Below are 16,487 nucleotides of genomic sequence, written 5' to 3'. Positions count from 1 at the left end.
GAGAAAGTGGGACATTCCGCATGAAAGTTCTTCTGGTCGACGACCACACGGTGGTGCGCGAGGGCGTGCGGCGGCTGCTCTCCGTCGTCGCCGACGCGGTGGTGCTGGAAGCCGGCACCGGCAAGGAAGCGCTCACCGTTTTTCGTGCGGAAAAGCCCGAAATGGTGATCCTCGATCTCAACCTGCCCGGTGCCGGCGGCCTCGATCTGCTGAAGCGGCTGCTGATCGAAGACGCCCGCACCCGCGTTCTCATCTTCTCCATGCACACGACACCCGTGTATGTCGCCCGGGCTCTGCAGGCCGGCGCCAAGGGCTACGTCAGCAAAGGGGCGAGTGCCGACGAACTGGTCGAGGCGATCCGCAAGGTGATGGCCGGCGAGCGCTACGTCGAACGCGACCTTGCCGCCGAACTCGCCCTCAACGTGCTCGACTCCCACGAATCCGGCAAGGCGCTGTCGGCGCGCGAACTCGACATCATGCGCCTGCTCGCCAAAGGCAAAGGCCTGTCCGATATCGCCGACCAGCTCGGCATTTCCTACAAGACGGTCGCCAACACGTGTACGGCGATCAAGCAGAAAATGCTGGTCGAACGCACCAGCGACCTGATCCGCGTGGCGGTGGAACTGCATGCTTCCTGATGAAGCCCAGGCCGACACCGCCATCACCATTTTCATCGACGCCGACGCCTGCCCGGTGAAGGACGAGGTGTACAAGGTGGCGCAGCGCTACAAGGTGAAAGTTTTCGTCGTCGCCAACGCGGCGATGATGGTGCCCAAGACGCCGGCGATCGAGCGCATTCTGGTGGCCGAAGGGCCGGACGTCGCCGACGACTGGATCGCCGAGCGGGCGAAGAGCGGCGGCATCGTGATCACCGCCGATGTGCCGCTCGCCGCGCGCTGCATCAAGACCGGTGCGGCGGTCATTGCGCCCTACGGCAAGGCGTTCACCCCGCAGTCGATCGGCGATGCGCTGGCCACCCGCAACCTGATGGACTCGTTGCGCTCCAGCGGCGAAGTTACCGGGGGGCCAAAACCCTTCACGCCGCGCGACCGGTCGGCGTTTCTGTCGGCGCTGGATCTGGCGATCAGCCGGCTGCAGCGGCATGGCTACCGAGGGGCGCAGTCCTGGGTCTAAAGCCGCGCCGGATTGCCTGATGGCTCCGCCAACAAAAACTTTGAGACCAAACGAGCTTGAAACCGCTGTTCAGGCACAGAGCCGGAGAAGACTTTCGGTCTCGTCGCTGTTGCCGGACTCCATCTGCCTGAGCGCGGAAGCGTTGCGGAGCACGATCACGCGGCGTCCGCATGGAATGTCGATGACGTGCTCGCGATGCAATTGCGTCAGCGTCCGCGACACCGTTTCGATCGTCAGTCCGAGATGGTCGGCGATGTCGGTGCGGGACATCGGGAGTTCGATCGTCTGCGTGTTCGCGATGCGTTCGGACATGCCGAGAAGAAACGTCGCGATCTTTTCGCGCGCGCACTTGCGTCCGAGCAGCAGCATGTGGTCCTGGGCGCGTTCGAGCGCCTTCGCCATGGCCAGCATGAGCGCGTTGATCGCCGCGGGGTCGGTCTCGATCATCGTGCCGAGATCGCGGCGGCGGAAGGCGCGTAGCTTGACGTCCTGGATCGCTTCGGCAGCGAAGCGATGGACGATCCCGGCTTCCAGGCCGAAAACATCGCCCGGCAGATGAAACGCGTCGATCTGCCGGCGCCCGTCGACGAGCAGCTTATAGGTGCGGACGGGGCCGCAGACGACCTTGTAGAAAAAGTCAGCCGGATCGCCGTCGCCAAAGATCTGCTGGTCCCGTGCGAACGAGCGGACCGCGCCCATATCTGAGGCCGACGGCGCAGGCGTGGCAGGGTGCTCGAAATGCAGACCGTGCCGGTCGATCACAGCCGCCGATGGTGTCGCTCGGTGGATTTCGGAAGCCATATGCATTCTGGGCGCTCCCCTGTGACATCAGCGTGAGCCTTGGTACGACGGGCGTCTTCTCCAGGACATTCGGGGCCGTCCCCTATAGGGTTTGTACGTAGTGCAGGTGCCTACGCCGGCCGGCTGCGCGCCTCGCGGATCGCCGCGTGGATGCAGTCGGACAGGACGTTGCCTTTGAGCGGTTTTTCAAGAATGGCCCGACATCCGGCCTGAAAGGCGCGCATGCGAAGCGCCTGGCGCGGCCATGTGGTGATGAGGATCGACGGGATCAGGCACTCGCGTTTCCGCAAGGCGGCGACGAGGTCGATGCCGGTCATCCCGGGCATCTGCTGATCGACCACGAGACATTGCGACAAGAGCGCGTGGTCATCCCTCAGAAAGGCCTCCGCGCTATCGTAGGCGAGAATGTCGAAGCCTTCGATGGCAAGCGAGAAGCGCAGCGCCTCCCTGACGGCTTTATCGTCTTCGACGAGGACGACCGATACCACACCTGAGCCTCCAGCGCGGCCGCGACCCGGTGCGGCGCTTGCCCAACATAAGCCTTCGCTGGCGGCAAACCTTGATCTGCCGCAACTTCGGACCCGGTGATCTATCCGTAGCCGCTGTTCAGCACTGCCCTGACGAGATCGGGAAGACTGGTGGCTTCCGTTTTCGCCATGACCTTTGCGCGATAGACCTCCACCGTGCGCGGGCTCAGTCCGAGCTCGTGTGCGATGACCTTGTTCTGCTTCCCCGCGAGAACACCGTCGAGCACCTGTCTCTCGCGCCGCGACAGGCTTTCCAGCTTCAGGCGTGTTGCGAGCGCGCCGGAATCCTCGGCGCTTCTGTTCTGAAACGTCGACCGGATTGCCTGAAGAAAGAGTTCGTCGTCGAACGGCTTTTCGATGAAGTCCGTCGCACCGGCCTTCATCGCCTCGACGGCCAAGGCGACGTCGCCATGGCCGGTCATGACGATGACCGGCAAGGACGAGCCGGCGGCCTTCAGCCGGCGCAGAAGCTCGAGGCCGCCGATCTCCGGCATGCGGACATCCGTCACCACGCACCCTGCCGACGCGCCGGCAAGGCAGTTGAGAAAGCCTGACGCGGAATCGTAGAGGCGCACCCCGATGCCGGCGGTCGCCAGCAGGAACGCAAGCGATTGACGCACGGCGAGGTCGTCGTCGACGATATGCACGGTCGCCTTATCCGACATGGCCAGACTCCTCCGTCTCCGGCGTCGGAAGGGTAAAGCGGAAAATCGTGCCCCCACCCGGGTTCGGGCCTGCCGAGATCCGCCCCTTGTTGGCCTCGACAATGGTTCGGCAGATCGACAGGCCGAACCCCATGCCCGTGGGCTTGGTGGTCATGAAGGGTCGGAACAAGTTCGACGCGATGTCCGGCGCCAGTCCCGTGCCGGTGTCGGACACCATGACGTCGACCATCCCGTCCGTCTTGAGCGATGTCGCAACCTGAAGGTTGCGGATCGGCATGTCCTGCATCGCCTCGATGCCGTTGCGCATCAGATTGAAGAGGACCTGCTGGATCTGGATGCGATCAACGACCACCGTCTGGGCGGCCGGATCGAGCGCGAACGACACGCGGACACCGCCTTCCTTCGCGCCCAGAAGGGCAAGGGCGCTGGCTTCGTCGATCAGCTTCGGCAGGTTTTCGCGCTGACGCTCGCTTTCGCCGCGCTCTACGAAGGCGCGCAACCGTCGAATGATCTGTCCCGCCCGCAAGGCCTGGTCCGCCGCCTGATCCACCGCGTGGCTCAGCATCGCCCCGTGAGCTTCCCCACCCTGATCCAGCAGGCGCCGACTGCCTTTCAGAAAATTGGTGATCGCGGTCAGAGGCTGGTTGAGTTCATGCGCCAGGGTCGATGCCATCTCGCCGAGAGCGGTGAACCGCGAGACATGGATGAGCTCCGCCTGCAGCTCGCTCATCCTCGCTTCCGCGGCCTGACGGTCTGTCAGGTCCTGGATGAAGCCGACGAAGTGGCGTCGCGACCCCGGTGAGATCTCGCCGACGGACAGGTTCAGCGAGAAGGTCGATCCATCCTTGCGTTCGCCGGTCACGACCCGGTCCTTGCCGATGATGCGAGCCTCGCCGGTCCTGTTGAAATGCTGGAGATAGTCGTCGTGACGCTCGCGATCGCCGCTCGGCATCAGGATCTTGATGTTTCGTCCCACGACCTCGCCGGCGGCATAGCCGAACTGCCGCTCGGCCGCGCGACTGAAGGACTCGATGACGCCCTGGTGGTCGATGACGATCATGCCCGCAGGGACGGTGTCGAGGATGGACTGGAGATAGGCTTCGCGCTGCATCAAGGCCGCCTCTGCGGCCTTACGGTCGGCGATATCCTCGGCCACGGCCACGAAGTAGGCGGGTTTTCCAGAGAGGTCGCGCACAAGGGTGCGGGTGACCCGAACCCAGAGCGGCGTTCCATCCTTCTTGATGTAGCGCTTCTCGATCGTATAGGGCAGCCCGACGCCGTTCAGCAGGGCAGCGACCTGCTCCGTGCTCGCCTCGAGGTCGTCAGGGTGGGTCATCGCCCCGATGGTCTTGCCCAGGATCTCGTCGTGGTCGTAGCCCAGAAGATCGCCGAAGTGGGTGTTGATCCGGAGAAAATGGCCGTCCGGGGCGATCAGGGCGATCCCGACGGCATTCTGTTCGAACGTCGCTTCGAAGCGCTCTTCGGCGGAGCGGAAGCGGTCCTCCGCATTTTTGATCTTCAGCTGCGAGTCGGTGACATCCTCGATGCTTTGGACGACGTACGCCACCGCACCGCTGGCGTCGAGGACGAGCGGGACGTTCTGGATGTTCCAATAGCGCTCTTCGAAGGTGCCGTCGAAGTCGGGGCGGCGGATATCGTAGCGGCGGCTGCGAAGGTCGGTCTTCTTGCCGTTCGCGAAGACCTCCTCGATCGAGGCACACATGGCGTCCAACGTTTCGGATCCGCCGGATGGATTCATCGGAAACGCATCCTGCAGATGCCGTCCGATCACGTCTTTTCGCGTCGTCATGGTTTGGCGGAGATAATCCTCGCTCGCGGCAGCAACGACAAGGTTTCGCTCGAAGGCGACGTAGGGGTGGGACAGCGTGGAAAACAGGATCGACAGATCGACCGATGGGCTATCCGTGGACGAACTTGTCTTCATCCACACCCCTCCAACAAAGGTTAAAGTTATCATAGCCATAGCGCCGTGTCGTTTCTCCATTTTCGGGCAAATCTTCGACGAGGCAACGGATTTTATGCCTTGGCATCTGCGCAGCCGGCCTGCTGCATCGCGGCGGCCAAGACGGCGCTGTCTTCGCCACGGCGGCGGCCGTGCTCGGTCAGGATCCCCGGCACGTCGTGCGGGACATGCCGCACGAGGCGCTGTTCACCGATCGCGGCGGACAGATCCTGTGCTGCACCCAGGCCATGGCGGCCTGGGCGGCGGCCGGCCCCGCCATGCGATCGTTGCCGGCAGCGTCGGGGAATTGGCGGCGCGGGGATGCGCGGGGGCGCTGACGATGCCGGCAACGCTGAAGCTGCCGGCGCAGCGCGCCGCGGCGATTCCAAGTGTAAGAGCAGAGGGTCGCACGCCAAAGCCTGCACTCTTTGCGGCCGCTGCTTTGGACCGATTCCAATCTCGGTTGAACCCGCCACGCCCCTCATGCTACGCCTATGTCCATAACGGAGCCCGACTCCCGCAACGATGACCGGCCCGCACACGTCTGTATGAGACGCGCCGGACCCGCCGCTCCGTTGGAGACAAGATCCATGATCAAGACGACCGTAAACGGCGATATGCGCAGTTTCGATGGCGACCCTGAGACCCCGCTACTGTGGTACCTGCGGGATGAACTCGGCCTCACCGGCACCAAATTCGGCTGCGGCGCGGCGCTCTGCGGCGCTTGCACCATCCACCTCGGCGGCCAGGCCGTGCGCGCCTGCATCACCCCGGTGTCGAGCGCCGACGGCCAGCAGATCACCACGATCGAGGGTCTCTCCCCGGACGGCAACCACCCGGTTCAGGTCGCCTGGCGCGACCTCAACGTCGCGCAATGCGGCTACTGTCAGGTCGGGCAGATGATGCAGGCCGCGTCGCTGCTGAAGGATTCGCCCAAGCCGACGGACGACGACATCAACAATGCGATGAGCGGCAACATCTGTCGCTGCGGGACCTATCCGCGCATCCGCGCCGCCATCAAGCAGGCCGCCGGCATGACCGCCGCGCCCGAAAAGGGAGCGCTGTGATGACGCACGACCATTCCTATTCCGGGATGACCGCCGACACCTCGGACGTCGGCCAGATCGTCAACCTCAGCCGCCGCAGTCTTTTGGGCGGCGCCGGTGCGCTTGTACTCGCGGTCGCCCTGCCGAACGTGGCCCAGGCTGCAGGCTTCGGCGCCGACGGCATGCCGCACGGCTGGCAGGACAGCCCCAAGATCTTCGTGGCGATCGCCGAGGACGGCGCCGTCACCATCACCTGCCACCGCTCCGACATGGGGCAGGGCGTGCGCACCAGCTGGGCGATCATCATCGCCGACGAGCTCGAAGCCGACTGGGCCAAGGTCCACGTCAGGCAGGCCGAGGCCGATGAGCTGAAGTACGGCAACCAGGACACCGACGGCTCGCGCTCGACCCGCCAGTTCTTCATGCACATGCGCCACGCCGGCGCCGCCGCGCGGATGATGTTGATTCAAGCCGCCGCCAAGCAGTGGGGCGTGCCGGCCTCCGAGATCACCGCGCTCAACAGCGTCGTGACGCACACGAAGTCCGGCAAGACGCTGAGCTACGGCGCCCTCGCCAAAGCCGCATCGGACTTGCCGATTCCGGCGCGCGAAACCGTGGCCCTCAAGGACCAGAAGGACTTCCGCTACATCGGCAAAGGCAAGATCGGCATCATCGACAATGTGCCGATCACCACGGGCAAGGCGATCTACGCCGCCGACACGCGCTTCGAGGGCATGTTCTACGCCGTCATCGCGCGCTCGCCGGTGTTCGGCGGCACGGTGAAGAGCTTCGATGCTGCCGAAGCCTTGAAGGTGCCGGGCGTCGTCAAGGTGATCCAGATCGCCGCGCCGTCGGCGCCGGTGATGTTCCAGCCGCTCGGCGGCATCGCCGTCATTGCCAAGAGCACCTGGGCCGCGATGAAGGGCCGGGAAAAGCTCGCCATCACATGGGATGATGGTCCTAATGCCAAGTACGACTCGGCGGTCTATCGCGCCGAGCTGGAAGCGTCCGCGCGCAAGCCCGGCAAGGTCGTTCGCGCGCAGGGCGATGTCGACGGCGTCTTCGCCAAGGCGAAGAACAAGATCACCGCGGAATATTACATCCCGCATCTCGTCCAGGCTCCGATGGAGCCGATGGCCGCCGTCGCGCGCATCGTCGATGGCAATTGCGAGATCTGGACCTCGGTCCAGGCGCCGCAGGCCGCCCGCACCAACACGGCAAAAGCGCTCGGCGTCGGCGAGGACAAGGTCAGGGTGAACGTCACCCTTCTGGGTGGTGGTTTCGGTCGCAAGTCGAAGCCGGATTACGTCGTCGAAGCCGCGCTGTGCAGCAAGGTGATGGATGGCAAGCCCGTCAAATTGCAGTGGACGCGGGAAGACGACATCCACCACGGCTTCTACCACACGGTTTCGGTGGAACGCATCGAGGCGACGGTGGATGACAAGGGCATGCCGACGGCATGGCTGCATCGCAGCGTCGCGCCGACCATCGGCTCGATCTTCGTTGCCGGCGCCGAGAACGAACTGCCGTTCGAACTCGGCATGGGTCTCGTCAACACGCCCTTCGCCATCCCCAACATGCGGATGGAGAATCCGGCGGCGCCGGCGCATGTGCGCATCGGCTGGTTCCGTTCGGTGTCCAACATCCCGCATGCCTTCGCCATCCAGTCCTTCGTGGCCGAGCTGGCGCATGCGGCGGGGCGCGACCCCAAGGACTACCTGCTCGACGTCATCGGGCCGGCGCGCCAGATCGACCCGACCAGCATCGGCGACGTGTGGAACCACGGCGAGGATCCCAAACTCTACCCAATCGACACCGGGCGCCTGCGCAAGGTGATCGAGACGGCGGCGGACGGGATCGGCTGGGGCCGCAAGATGCCGAAGGGGTCTGGACTCGGCGTCGCCGGGCACTACAGCTTCGTCACCTACACGGCGGTGGCGGTCGAAGTGGCCGTCGACGACAAGGGGGCGATCACGATTCCCCGCGTGGATATCGCGATCGACTGCGGCCCGCAGGTCAATCCGGAACGCATCCGGTCGCAGATGGAAGGTGCGGTGGTGATGGGCATGGGCTTGGCCCTGACCGCCGAAATCACTTTCAAGGACGGCAAGGCGCAGCAGAACAATTTTGACGGCTACGAGATCACCCGGATCGACGCAGCCCCGAAGGCGATCCATGTGCACCTGATCCCCAACCCGGACTATGCGCATGTCCTCGGCGGCGTCGGCGAACCCGGTGTACCGCCGGTGGCGCCGGCCATCATCAACGCGATCTTCGCGGCAACCGGACGGCGCATCCGCCAGTTGCCGATCCGCAATCAGCTGAGCGCTTAAGACGTTCATCCGCGCGGGCGGTCTGCACTGCCCGCGCGTCGGATTGTGAGATGATGAGGATCATATGATGAAAATGACCATGCCGATTGCGGCAAGCCTGTTCGCGCTGTTCGCCGCCGCGCCCGCCTGGGCGTCCTGCGACGACGAACTGGCGACGCTGGACACAAAGGTCCAGGCGCAGGCCACCAAGGCCGTCGCGACGTCGGGCGGCGGCGAGGGCGTTGCCGCCAAGCGCAACAGCGAGGCCATGGCGTCGCGCGACAGCGCTGCGCCGGTGACCAGCGGCCAGGCCGGCCCGGCCGGCGGCGCGAAGGAGACGCAGGCGACAACCCAGGCGGCGCAGGCCGGCGGCTCCGGCGATCGGGTGATGCAGGCGAAAGCCAGCATCAACGAAGCGCGCGTGGCCAAGGGCAAGGGCGACGAGGCTGGCTGCATGGCGGCGGTGACGAAGGCCAAGGGGCAATTGAACGACTGATCTCTGCGTCATTGCGAGCGAAGCGAAGCAACCCAGGGGCTGCTGTGTCGTAGCTAGCGGTCTGGTGGCTTCTGGGCTGCTTCGCTCCGCTCGCAAAGACGGCCTCGTTTCAAGGTCGAGCCGGAACGCCGAGCGTGCTCTCCGCAAAAACCCCGACCACCCAGTCCAGAAAAGCCCGCACACGGGGCGCGACGTGGCGATTCTGCGGGTACAGCGCGGACAACGGCGTCGGCGACGGCGGAAAGTCCTTCAAAACTTCGACGAGCGTGCCGCGCGCAAAATCATCCTCGAACCGGTAGCGCGGCGCCTGGACGAGGCCGAAGCCGAGACGCGCGAGTTCAGCCATCGTCCCCGATCCGTTGACGGTGATCCGGCTCGGCAGCGTGATTTTGCGCAGGCCGCCGTCGACGGTGAATTCGAGCGGCAGGACGTCGCCGGTGCGCGACGACACGAACCCGACCATGCGATGCCCGGCAAGATCGTCGGGCGAGGCAGGCGTCCCGTGCGCGGCCAGATAGGCGGGACTGGCGCAGGTCGCCTCCTCGAGCGTCGCGATGCGGCGGATGATCATGCCGCTGTCGTCCGGTTCGCCGGCGCGCAATACGCAATCCACGCCCTCGCGGACCAAGTCGACCAAGCGATCACCATTGCCGATGTGCAGGTCGATCCCAGGATGCTGCGCCAAAAACGCCGGCAGGTGCGGCAGCAGAAACCGCTGCGCCAGCAGCGGGTGGACGTCGATGCGCAGCAGCCCTTGCGGCTGGGCATCGCGAAACGCGCTTTCCGCGTCCTCGACATCGGCCAGGATGGCAAGGCACCGCCGATAATAGGCGTCCCCATCCAGGGTCGGCGCCACGTGGCGCGTCGTGCGCTGCAGCAGGCGCGCGCCGAGCCGCGCCTCCAGCCGTTTTACAGCTTCGGTCGCCGTCGAGCGCGGGACGCCGATGTCGCGCGCCGCGGCGCTGAAACTGCGCCGCTCGATGACGCGCACAAGCAACCGCATGCTGTCGAGACGGTCCATCATTGTTCGCTTTTTCTGAATGCTGATGCCGAGAGGCCGAGGATTATCCGATTTTCCTGGTTCTGTAAGGTCGCGTCACAGCGATAGGAGTCGAGAATGAGCAATCCGGATAAAAAGACGGCCATCGTGACGGGCGCATCCAAGGGGATCGGCGCCGCCATTGCCAAGCGCCTCGCGCAGGACGGCTTCAACGTCGTCGTCAACTTTGCAGGCGGCAAGCAGGCGGCCGAGGCCGTCGTGCGGGAAATCGAAGCGGCCGGCGGCGCAGCCCTCGCGGTTCAAGGCGACGTCGGCGTCGCGGCCGCCATGCCGAAATTGTTCGCTGCCGCGGAACACGCCTTCGGCGGCGTCGACGTGCTGGTCAACAACGCCGGGATCATGAAGCTTGCCCCCATCGCGGAGGTGGATGACGCGACGTTCGACGCGCATCTCGCCGTCAACCTCGGCGGCGTGTTCCGCGGTATGCGCGAGGGCGCGCGTCGGCTGCGCGACGGCGGCCGCATCGTCAGTTTTTCGTCGAGCGTGATCGGGCTCTACCAGCCAGGCTATGGCGTCTATGCCGCGACCAAGGCGGCCGTCGAAGCCATGACGCATATCCTGGCGAAGGAACTCGGCTCGCGAAGAATCACCGTGAACACCGTTGCGCCGGGACCGGTCGCCACGGAACTGTTCCTGAACGGCAAGCCCCAGGCGCTGGTCGACACGATCACCAAAACCATTCCGCTCGGCCGTCTCGGCCAGCCCGACGACATCGCCGCCGTCGTCGCCTTCCTCGCCGGCCCCGATGGCGGCTGGGTCAACGGCCAGGTGCTGCGCGCCAACGGCGGCTCGGTCTGAGCGGTCGGGCTGGCGCTGACGCAGCCTGTCGTTCCGCGGTTCGCCAGCGCCCCGGGCGCGGACCTTCAGGTGCCGACGAGATGCGCGAGCCGCGCGTGGACCGCGCGCAGGCGCTCCGCCTTGGCCTCCAGCGTTTCCGCGCCGGCGTCGTCCTGCTGTGCCGGCAGCGCGGCGAAGGTCGCGGTGTCGTCGCTCAGCATCTGCCGGATGATCCGGACGAAGATCGGGGCGACGGTGCTCGGCTCGTCGCCGAAGATATCCAGAAGCTTGGTGCGGCTGGCGATCATCCCGTCGAGCTTGCGGCCGAAGTCCGGGCGCGGCGGTGGCGCGGCGGCGAGGCTCGGGGTGATGCCCTCGGCCAGCGCCGGCGCCGGCTCCGTCGCGATGTGCAGGAACTCGGCGCGGTCGGTCGCCTCGTGTTGCAGCTGGGCGCCGCGCAGCGACGAGACCTCGTAGACGAAGGCGCCCGCCGCCGCGGGCGCGCCGAGGGTGACGGCCGCCGACGCCAGGACGTTGTTGAGGCCTGCCTTGTTGAAGCCGGCGATCACCACAGCCGCGAGGGACAGTTTTTGGACGCGGTGCGGCGCGCGGGATGTCGTGCTTGCCGGTGCTGCCTGTCGTGCCATTAGCCTGCCCCCAACGCGTCGAATGAACGCGCCATACTCAAGGATCGAGTCAACGAAGCGTTACAGAAGCTGGTTAAGTCGGGTTTACCGGCGCGGTCCCGTCGCGCGACATGGTTAAGATCCGCCTAACGATTCGGGCCGATACGCCGTTTCATGGCTTGGCAAGGATGTCCTGCGATCGGTCCAACGGCGGATCGGCCTGGCAAGGTTTTGTTTACGATTTGAGCCGAGTTTTAACGAGCCGACACGTTTCAAGAGCCGACCCGATCACTCGCGTCTCTGAAGGCCACGCCGGGACGTGTCGGCGAACGTCTCCAAATGCAGCCCCCCTCACACCGTCTGACGGTCCGGGGCCGGGCGCGAACCCTGCGGCACGAGGGCCGGGCGCAGCAGGAATGCCGCCAGCCCGATCACCCCGAAGCCGGCCATGACCGCCACCGTCGAGAGCGCGCTGCGCCCGTCGTAGAGATCCGCCACCAGGAACCCGGCGAGGGCGCCGAACCCGAGCTGCGCCGACACCACGGCGGCGCTGGCGGTGCCGGCGATATGCAGCAGCGGTTCGATCGCCAGCTGCAGCGCGTTGGTGTTGGCGATGGCGCAGCCCATCATCGCCAGGAACAGGAACGGCAGGAACGCCGCGATCCCGGCGTTGCCGAACCAGGTGATGGCGAGCAGCGCCAGCGTGTTCAGGCAGACGAGCAGCAGGCCGGTCATCAGCAGGGCCGCAGGCCGGACGCCGGCGGCGTTGAGGCGCGCGTTGACGAGATTGCCGACGAGGAGGCCGAAGGAGTTCAGCGCGAAGGTCAGGCCATATTGCGCCGGCGTCAGCTTGAACGCGCCGATCATCACCAGCGGCGACCCGCTGACGTAGCCGAAGATGACGCCGAACATCGCGATGGCGACGACGGTGAAGGCGAGCGAGCGGCGATTGCGAAAGACGCTGAGATAGTGCCCGGCGACGGCGCGCGGCGACATCGCGCTGCGCCGCTCGATGGGAAGCGACTCGTCGAGCCGCAGCCAGAGCAGGCTCAGCGCCAGCGTCCCGGTCACGGTGAGGAACACGTAGATCAGCCGCCAGCTGCCGAGGCCGAGCAGCAGCGCGCCGATGGTCGGCGCCAGCAGCGGCGCGAGCAGGCTCAAGGCGCTGACGTAAGACATTTTTTCGCGCGCCGCGGCGCCTTTGAAATGATCGCCGATGATGGCGAGCGCCAGCGGCCGCGCCCCGCCGCCGATGCCCTGGACGAAGCGCCAGGCCAGCAGCGCCGGCAGGCTATGGGAAAAGATGCAGCCGAAGCCGCCGATCATGTAGACGCAGCAGGCAAATAGCGCGACCGGGCGACGCCCGTAGCGATCGGACAGCGGTCCGTAGACCAAAGGCGACACCGCGAAGCTGATCATGAAGGCGGATAGCGCGAGGCCGATGCCGCCCGCGGACACGCCGAGCTCGCGCGCCATCGGCTCGGTGGCGGCCAGCGCCATGTCGGTGGCGAAGGCGGACAGCGCGCCGAGCAGGCTCATCAGCAGGACGAAGGTGAAAGAGGTGGGGGTCGCCCTCAAAAGACGGTCTCGTGCGGGTTTTGCGCGCGTAGACCTTTTGCCAGAAAACAGGCACGGACGCTTCGGGCGCAGCGGGGATGGTTTTACTCAACCCGTCTTTTGCGGCGATCCGATGACAGGTGGGACAGACCCGTGGTCACTGCCAGGGCAGGCGGTAGATCCAGCCCTGCGCGCGCATGCACCGCTGCACCGCGACCGTATCGGCGACGGTGACGCCGCATCGGTCCCGCGCCGCATCGAACGCGATTTTGGGGTGCTGGCCTGGCGACGCGGTGGCGAGCGAGGGATCCCGCGCGCAGCCCGTGACGAGCAGCAAACCGGCGCCGGCGATCAAGCCCCGGATAGTTGAGAGACCCATGACTGCTCCTCTGCGATCCCCGATGCGGTAGCCGGCGCCGCGGCGAAGGTCCAGCCGTCGATCACAGGATGGCACGCAGGGCGTCGAGACAGCGGGCGATATCCGCCTCGTTGACCCAGACGTGCGGGCTGAGGCGCAGGCCGCCGAGCCGGACGCTGGCGAAGACGTCGCGCTGGCGCAGCTGCGCGACAAGGTCGGGCGGCAGGCCGCCGGGCACCGCGACGCCCAGAATATGCGGCGCGCGCAAGGCGCGTGGCGCGACGGCGAGGCCCACGGCCGTGACGCCATCGGCCAGCAGGTCGGTAAGGCCGCGCAGACGCGCCGCCACCGCCGGCACACCCCAGCCTGCGATCAGCTCCAGGCCGGTCGCCGCCATCGGCATGGCCATGGGATCGTCCCGCTCGCCCTTGTCATAGCGCTGGGCACCCGTGGCCGAGGACCCGTTGCCGTCATTCTCCTCGAGCGGCGTGCCGTCCTGGCGATGCGGCGCGGCGTAGAGGAATGCGAGGCTGTAGGGCCCGAGCGCCCATTTGTAGGTGGGAAAAGCGAGAAAATCCGGCTTGAGGCGGCCGACGTCGATCGGCATGGCGCCGACGGCCTGGGTGGCATCCACCACCAGGGCCGCGCCCGCCGCGTGGACGGCCGGCGCGATGCGGTTTAGATCGATGAGCGTGCCATCGGACCAATGCAGCGGCGTCAGCGTGGCCACGGCCAGCGGCGGGGCGCCCGGGCGCGCGATGGCGGCGAGCAGCGCCGCCGTCCAGTCGCCATCCGCCGGCCGCGCGACGACCTCCACAACAAGGCCACGCGCATCGGCCAGTCGGTCCCAGGCGAAGCAGAGCGAGGGAAATTCCTCGGCAACGCGCAGGATACGGCCGCCGGGTATGGGGATGATGTTGCGCGCCGCCGTCGCCATCGCGTGGCTGACCGAGCCGACGATGGCCATGTCGTCCGTCGTCGCGCCGATCAGCGCGGCCGCCCCGGCCCGCGCCCGCGCGGTCCAGGCGACCACATCCTCGCGCGCGTAAAACCACGGCTGGCGTTTGGCGAGCAGACCTGTGGCGCCGGCCGCGCTGACGCCGCGCGGGAGCGGGGACCACGCTGCGGCATCGAGGTAGCTGATGTGCGGCGGCACCTCGAAGAGGGCGCGCTGGCACGGGAGCGGAAGGACCGTTTGCATGGCAAGACCTATAGCGACTTGGCGGTTGTCCCTCAAACCGAGGACACGTCGGTTCGGCTTGTTCCGTCGATACCCCATCGACGAGAGTCAGGCTCAACCCTTTATTAAAATGGGGCCTTCAAGTTCGACGAGCATATCGTGGCGCATGCAACCACCCCAAAGAGTTCTTTAACGCAACGTTCCTAAGTTCAGTTCAATGCCACCGACCGGTGAGCTGTCGAGGAACCGCCTGCCATGTTCGAGTTCAAATCTTCTTCCGGGTCGGATGCCAAGGCGGTGCTGGAGGCCCTCGGCCGCTCGCTCGCGATCATCGAGTTCGAGCCGACGGGCAAGATCATCACGGCGAACGAGAACTTTTGCGGCGCGGTGGGCTATTCGCTCGCGGAGATCCAAGGCCAGCATCACAGCATGTTCGTCGCGCCGGACTATGCGGCGAGCGCCGAATATCGCGCGTTCTGGACCAAACTAAGCCACGGCGAATACGACGCCCAGGAATACAAACGCATCGCCAAAGGCGGTCGCGAGATCTGGATCCAGGCGTCCTACAACCCGGTGAAGAATGCCAAGGGAATCACCCTCAAAGTCGTCAAGGTCGCGACGCTGACCACCGACGCCAAGCTGCAGACCGCGGAGTTCGAAGGCAAGCTCAACGCAATCTCGCGGGTCCAGGGCATGATCGAATTCACGCCCACCGGCGAGGTCATCACCGCCAACGAGAATTTCCTGAGCCTGATGGGCTATCGCCTCGAAGAGGTGAAAGGGCAGCATCACCGCCTTTTCGTCGAGCCGGCCTACGGCCAGTCCATCGAATACCAGGATTTTTGGCGCAAGCTGAACGGCGGCGAATACGTCTCCACCTCGTTCAAGCGTATCGCCAAGGGCGGCAAGGAGGTTTGGATCCAAGCCTCCTACAATCCGATCTTCGACATGAGCAAGCGGGTGGTGAAGGTGGTGAAGTTCGCTACCGACATCACCGATCTGACCGAGATCGGCGTCGGTTTGGCGCAGCTCGCAAACAACAATCTCGCCTACCGCATCGATCGCAGCTTCATCCCGGCCTTCGAGAAGCTGCGCGTCGATTACAACATGGCGCATGAAAATCTGCGCACGACGATGCTGCAGATCGCCGAAAGCACGAGCGCGATCCAGTCCGGCACGCAGGATATTTCGGCCGCCGCCGACGACCTCTCGCACCGCACCGAGCAGCAGGCGGCGTCTCTTGAAGAGACCGCGGCCGCGCTCGACGAAATCACCGCGACGGTGAAGAAGTCCGCCCATGGCGCCAACCATGCGCGCCAAGTGGTCGCGACCGCCGACGAAGACGCGAAGAAAAGCACCGTCGTGGTGCGGCAAGCCGTGGACGCGATGGACGCCATCTCCAAGTCCGCGCAGCAGATCACCCAAATAATCGGCGTCATCGACGAAATTGCGTTCCAAACCAATTTGCTGGCGCTGAACGCGGGTGTCGAAGCCGCGCGCGCGGGTGACGCCGGCCGCGGTTTCGCGGTCGTCGCGTCGGAAGTCCGCGCGCTGGCGCAGCGTTCGGCGGAGGCGGCGAAGGAAATCAAGGGTCTGATTTCGGCCTCGAGCGCGCAGGTCGAGCATGGCGTCAAGCTCGTTGCCGAAACCGGCAAATCGCTCGAACGGATCATGAGCCAAGTCGCCGAGATCAACGGCGTCGTCGCCGAGATCGCCGCCGGCGCCAAGGAACAATCGGGCGGCCTCGAAGAGGTCAATATCGCCATCAACCAGATGGACCAGGTGACGCAACAGAACGCGGCCATGGTGGAAGAATCGACTGCAGCGAGCCACGCACTGTCGCAGGAGACCGCGCAGCTGTCGCGCCTGATCGGACAATTCCAGGTTGGTGGCGACAAGCCGGACGCCGCGATGCGCCGCGAGCTGGAACGCGCCGCGCCGCACGCGTTCGCCAAGCCGCGTATGCCGGCGCCTGGCGCACGTCC

Annotated in this window: 17 protein-coding genes; 8 read left to right on the top strand and 9 right to left on the bottom strand. The window is 65.8% G+C overall.

Annotated features, from left to right (window positions below; all coding sequences use genetic code 11):
• Positions 1-20: 20 nt before the first annotated feature.
• Together GSQ79_RS03680 and GSQ79_RS03675 are read left to right on the top strand one after the other, a co-directional pair.
• Entirely contained in the window at positions 21-638 is a 618-nt protein-coding gene (locus tag GSQ79_RS03680) for a response regulator transcription factor (RefSeq protein ID WP_158807385.1), read from the top strand.
• A complete protein-coding gene (locus GSQ79_RS03675) occupies positions 628-1,134 on the top strand; it encodes a YaiI/YqxD family protein (RefSeq protein ID WP_158807384.1) in 507 nt (168 codons plus the stop codon). Before GSQ79_RS03680 ends, GSQ79_RS03675 begins: the two co-directional genes overlap by 11 nt.
• A 69-nt stretch (positions 1,135-1,203) precedes the next feature.
• Here the strand turns inward: GSQ79_RS03675 and GSQ79_RS03670 are convergent, their stop codons facing one another.
• The 4 genes from GSQ79_RS03670 to GSQ79_RS03655 form a co-directional block, all read right to left on the bottom strand.
• Entirely contained in the window at positions 1,204-1,941 is a 738-nt protein-coding gene (locus tag GSQ79_RS03670) for a helix-turn-helix domain-containing protein (RefSeq protein WP_246725084.1), read from the bottom strand.
• Between the two features lie 104 nt (positions 1,942-2,045).
• Positions 2,046-2,423, bottom strand: coding sequence for a response regulator transcription factor (locus tag GSQ79_RS03665; protein WP_158807383.1), 378 nt, complete (start codon positions 2,421-2,423; stop codon positions 2,046-2,048).
• Between the two features lie 101 nt (positions 2,424-2,524).
• Positions 2,525-3,127 (bottom strand): response regulator FixJ, encoded by a 603-nt coding sequence (gene fixJ, locus GSQ79_RS03660; protein WP_158807382.1) that lies wholly within the window; start codon positions 3,125-3,127, stop codon positions 2,525-2,527.
• Positions 3,117-5,072: a PAS domain-containing sensor histidine kinase gene (locus GSQ79_RS03655; RefSeq protein ID WP_158807381.1), complete on the bottom strand. Its 1,956-nt coding sequence runs from the start codon at positions 5,070-5,072 to the stop codon at positions 3,117-3,119. The genes fixJ and GSQ79_RS03655 overlap by 11 nt, the downstream gene beginning before the upstream one ends.
• 197 nt (positions 5,073-5,269) lie before the next feature.
• Between GSQ79_RS03655 and GSQ79_RS03650 the strand changes: the two genes are divergently transcribed.
• The 4 genes from GSQ79_RS03650 to GSQ79_RS03635 all read left to right on the top strand — a co-directional run bounded on the left by GSQ79_RS03650 (position 5,270) and on the right by GSQ79_RS03635 (position 8,944).
• Positions 5,270-5,428, top strand: coding sequence for a hypothetical protein (locus GSQ79_RS03650; protein WP_158807380.1), 159 nt, complete (start codon positions 5,270-5,272; stop codon positions 5,426-5,428).
• Between the two features lie 252 nt (positions 5,429-5,680).
• Positions 5,681-6,157 (top strand): (2Fe-2S)-binding protein, encoded by a 477-nt coding sequence (locus GSQ79_RS03645; RefSeq protein ID WP_158807379.1) that lies wholly within the window; start codon positions 5,681-5,683, stop codon positions 6,155-6,157.
• The gene (locus GSQ79_RS03640; protein ID WP_158807378.1) at positions 6,157-8,469 is read left to right on the top strand and encodes a xanthine dehydrogenase family protein molybdopterin-binding subunit; all 2,313 of its coding nucleotides are present in this window, start codon (positions 6,157-6,159) and stop codon (positions 8,467-8,469) included. Before GSQ79_RS03645 ends, GSQ79_RS03640 begins: the two co-directional genes overlap by 1 nt.
• A gap of 67 nt (positions 8,470-8,536) precedes the next feature.
• Complete coding sequence (locus GSQ79_RS03635; RefSeq protein WP_158807377.1) at positions 8,537-8,944, top strand: hypothetical protein; 408 nt, start codon at positions 8,537-8,539, stop codon at positions 8,942-8,944.
• Positions 8,945-9,053: 109 nt separating this feature from the next.
• Here GSQ79_RS03635 and GSQ79_RS03630 read toward each other — a convergent pair whose 3' ends face one another.
• Positions 9,054-9,965, bottom strand: coding sequence for a LysR family transcriptional regulator (locus GSQ79_RS03630; protein ID WP_158807439.1), 912 nt, complete (start codon positions 9,963-9,965; stop codon positions 9,054-9,056).
• 96 nt (positions 9,966-10,061) lie between these two features.
• Between GSQ79_RS03630 and GSQ79_RS03625 the strand changes: the two genes are divergently transcribed.
• The gene (locus GSQ79_RS03625; protein ID WP_158807376.1) at positions 10,062-10,802 is read left to right on the top strand and encodes an SDR family oxidoreductase; all 741 of its coding nucleotides are present in this window, start codon (positions 10,062-10,064) and stop codon (positions 10,800-10,802) included.
• Positions 10,803-10,867: 65 nt separating this feature from the next.
• Here GSQ79_RS03625 and GSQ79_RS03620 read toward each other — a convergent pair whose 3' ends face one another.
• The 4 genes from GSQ79_RS03620 to GSQ79_RS03605 all read right to left on the bottom strand — a co-directional run bounded on the left by GSQ79_RS03620 (position 10,868) and on the right by GSQ79_RS03605 (position 14,523).
• Positions 10,868-11,428: a hypothetical protein gene (locus GSQ79_RS03620; RefSeq protein WP_158807375.1), complete on the bottom strand. Its 561-nt coding sequence runs from the start codon at positions 11,426-11,428 to the stop codon at positions 10,868-10,870.
• A 330-nt stretch (positions 11,429-11,758) separates the two neighbouring features.
• Positions 11,759-12,985, bottom strand: coding sequence for a multidrug effflux MFS transporter (locus tag GSQ79_RS03615; RefSeq protein WP_158807374.1), 1,227 nt, complete (start codon positions 12,983-12,985; stop codon positions 11,759-11,761).
• A 136-nt stretch (positions 12,986-13,121) separates the two neighbouring features.
• Positions 13,122-13,343, bottom strand: coding sequence for a hypothetical protein (locus tag GSQ79_RS03610; protein WP_158807373.1), 222 nt, complete (start codon positions 13,341-13,343; stop codon positions 13,122-13,124).
• A gap of 61 nt (positions 13,344-13,404) precedes the next feature.
• Entirely contained in the window at positions 13,405-14,523 is a 1,119-nt protein-coding gene (locus tag GSQ79_RS03605) for an aminotransferase class V-fold PLP-dependent enzyme (RefSeq protein ID WP_158807372.1), read from the bottom strand.
• 234 nt (positions 14,524-14,757) lie between these two features.
• Here GSQ79_RS03605 and GSQ79_RS03600 point away from each other — a divergent pair.
• Positions 14,758-16,487: PAS domain-containing methyl-accepting chemotaxis protein (locus tag GSQ79_RS03600; protein WP_158807371.1), on the top strand; the 1,730-nt coding region annotated here is incomplete at its 3' end.

It is taken from the genome of Beijerinckia sp. L45, from assembly GCF_009765775.1.
Taxonomy (GTDB): domain Bacteria; phylum Pseudomonadota; class Alphaproteobacteria; order Rhizobiales; family Beijerinckiaceae; genus RH-AL1.
Note: the sequence above shows the minus strand (reverse complement) of the source record. Positions and strands in the feature narration are given on the sequence as shown.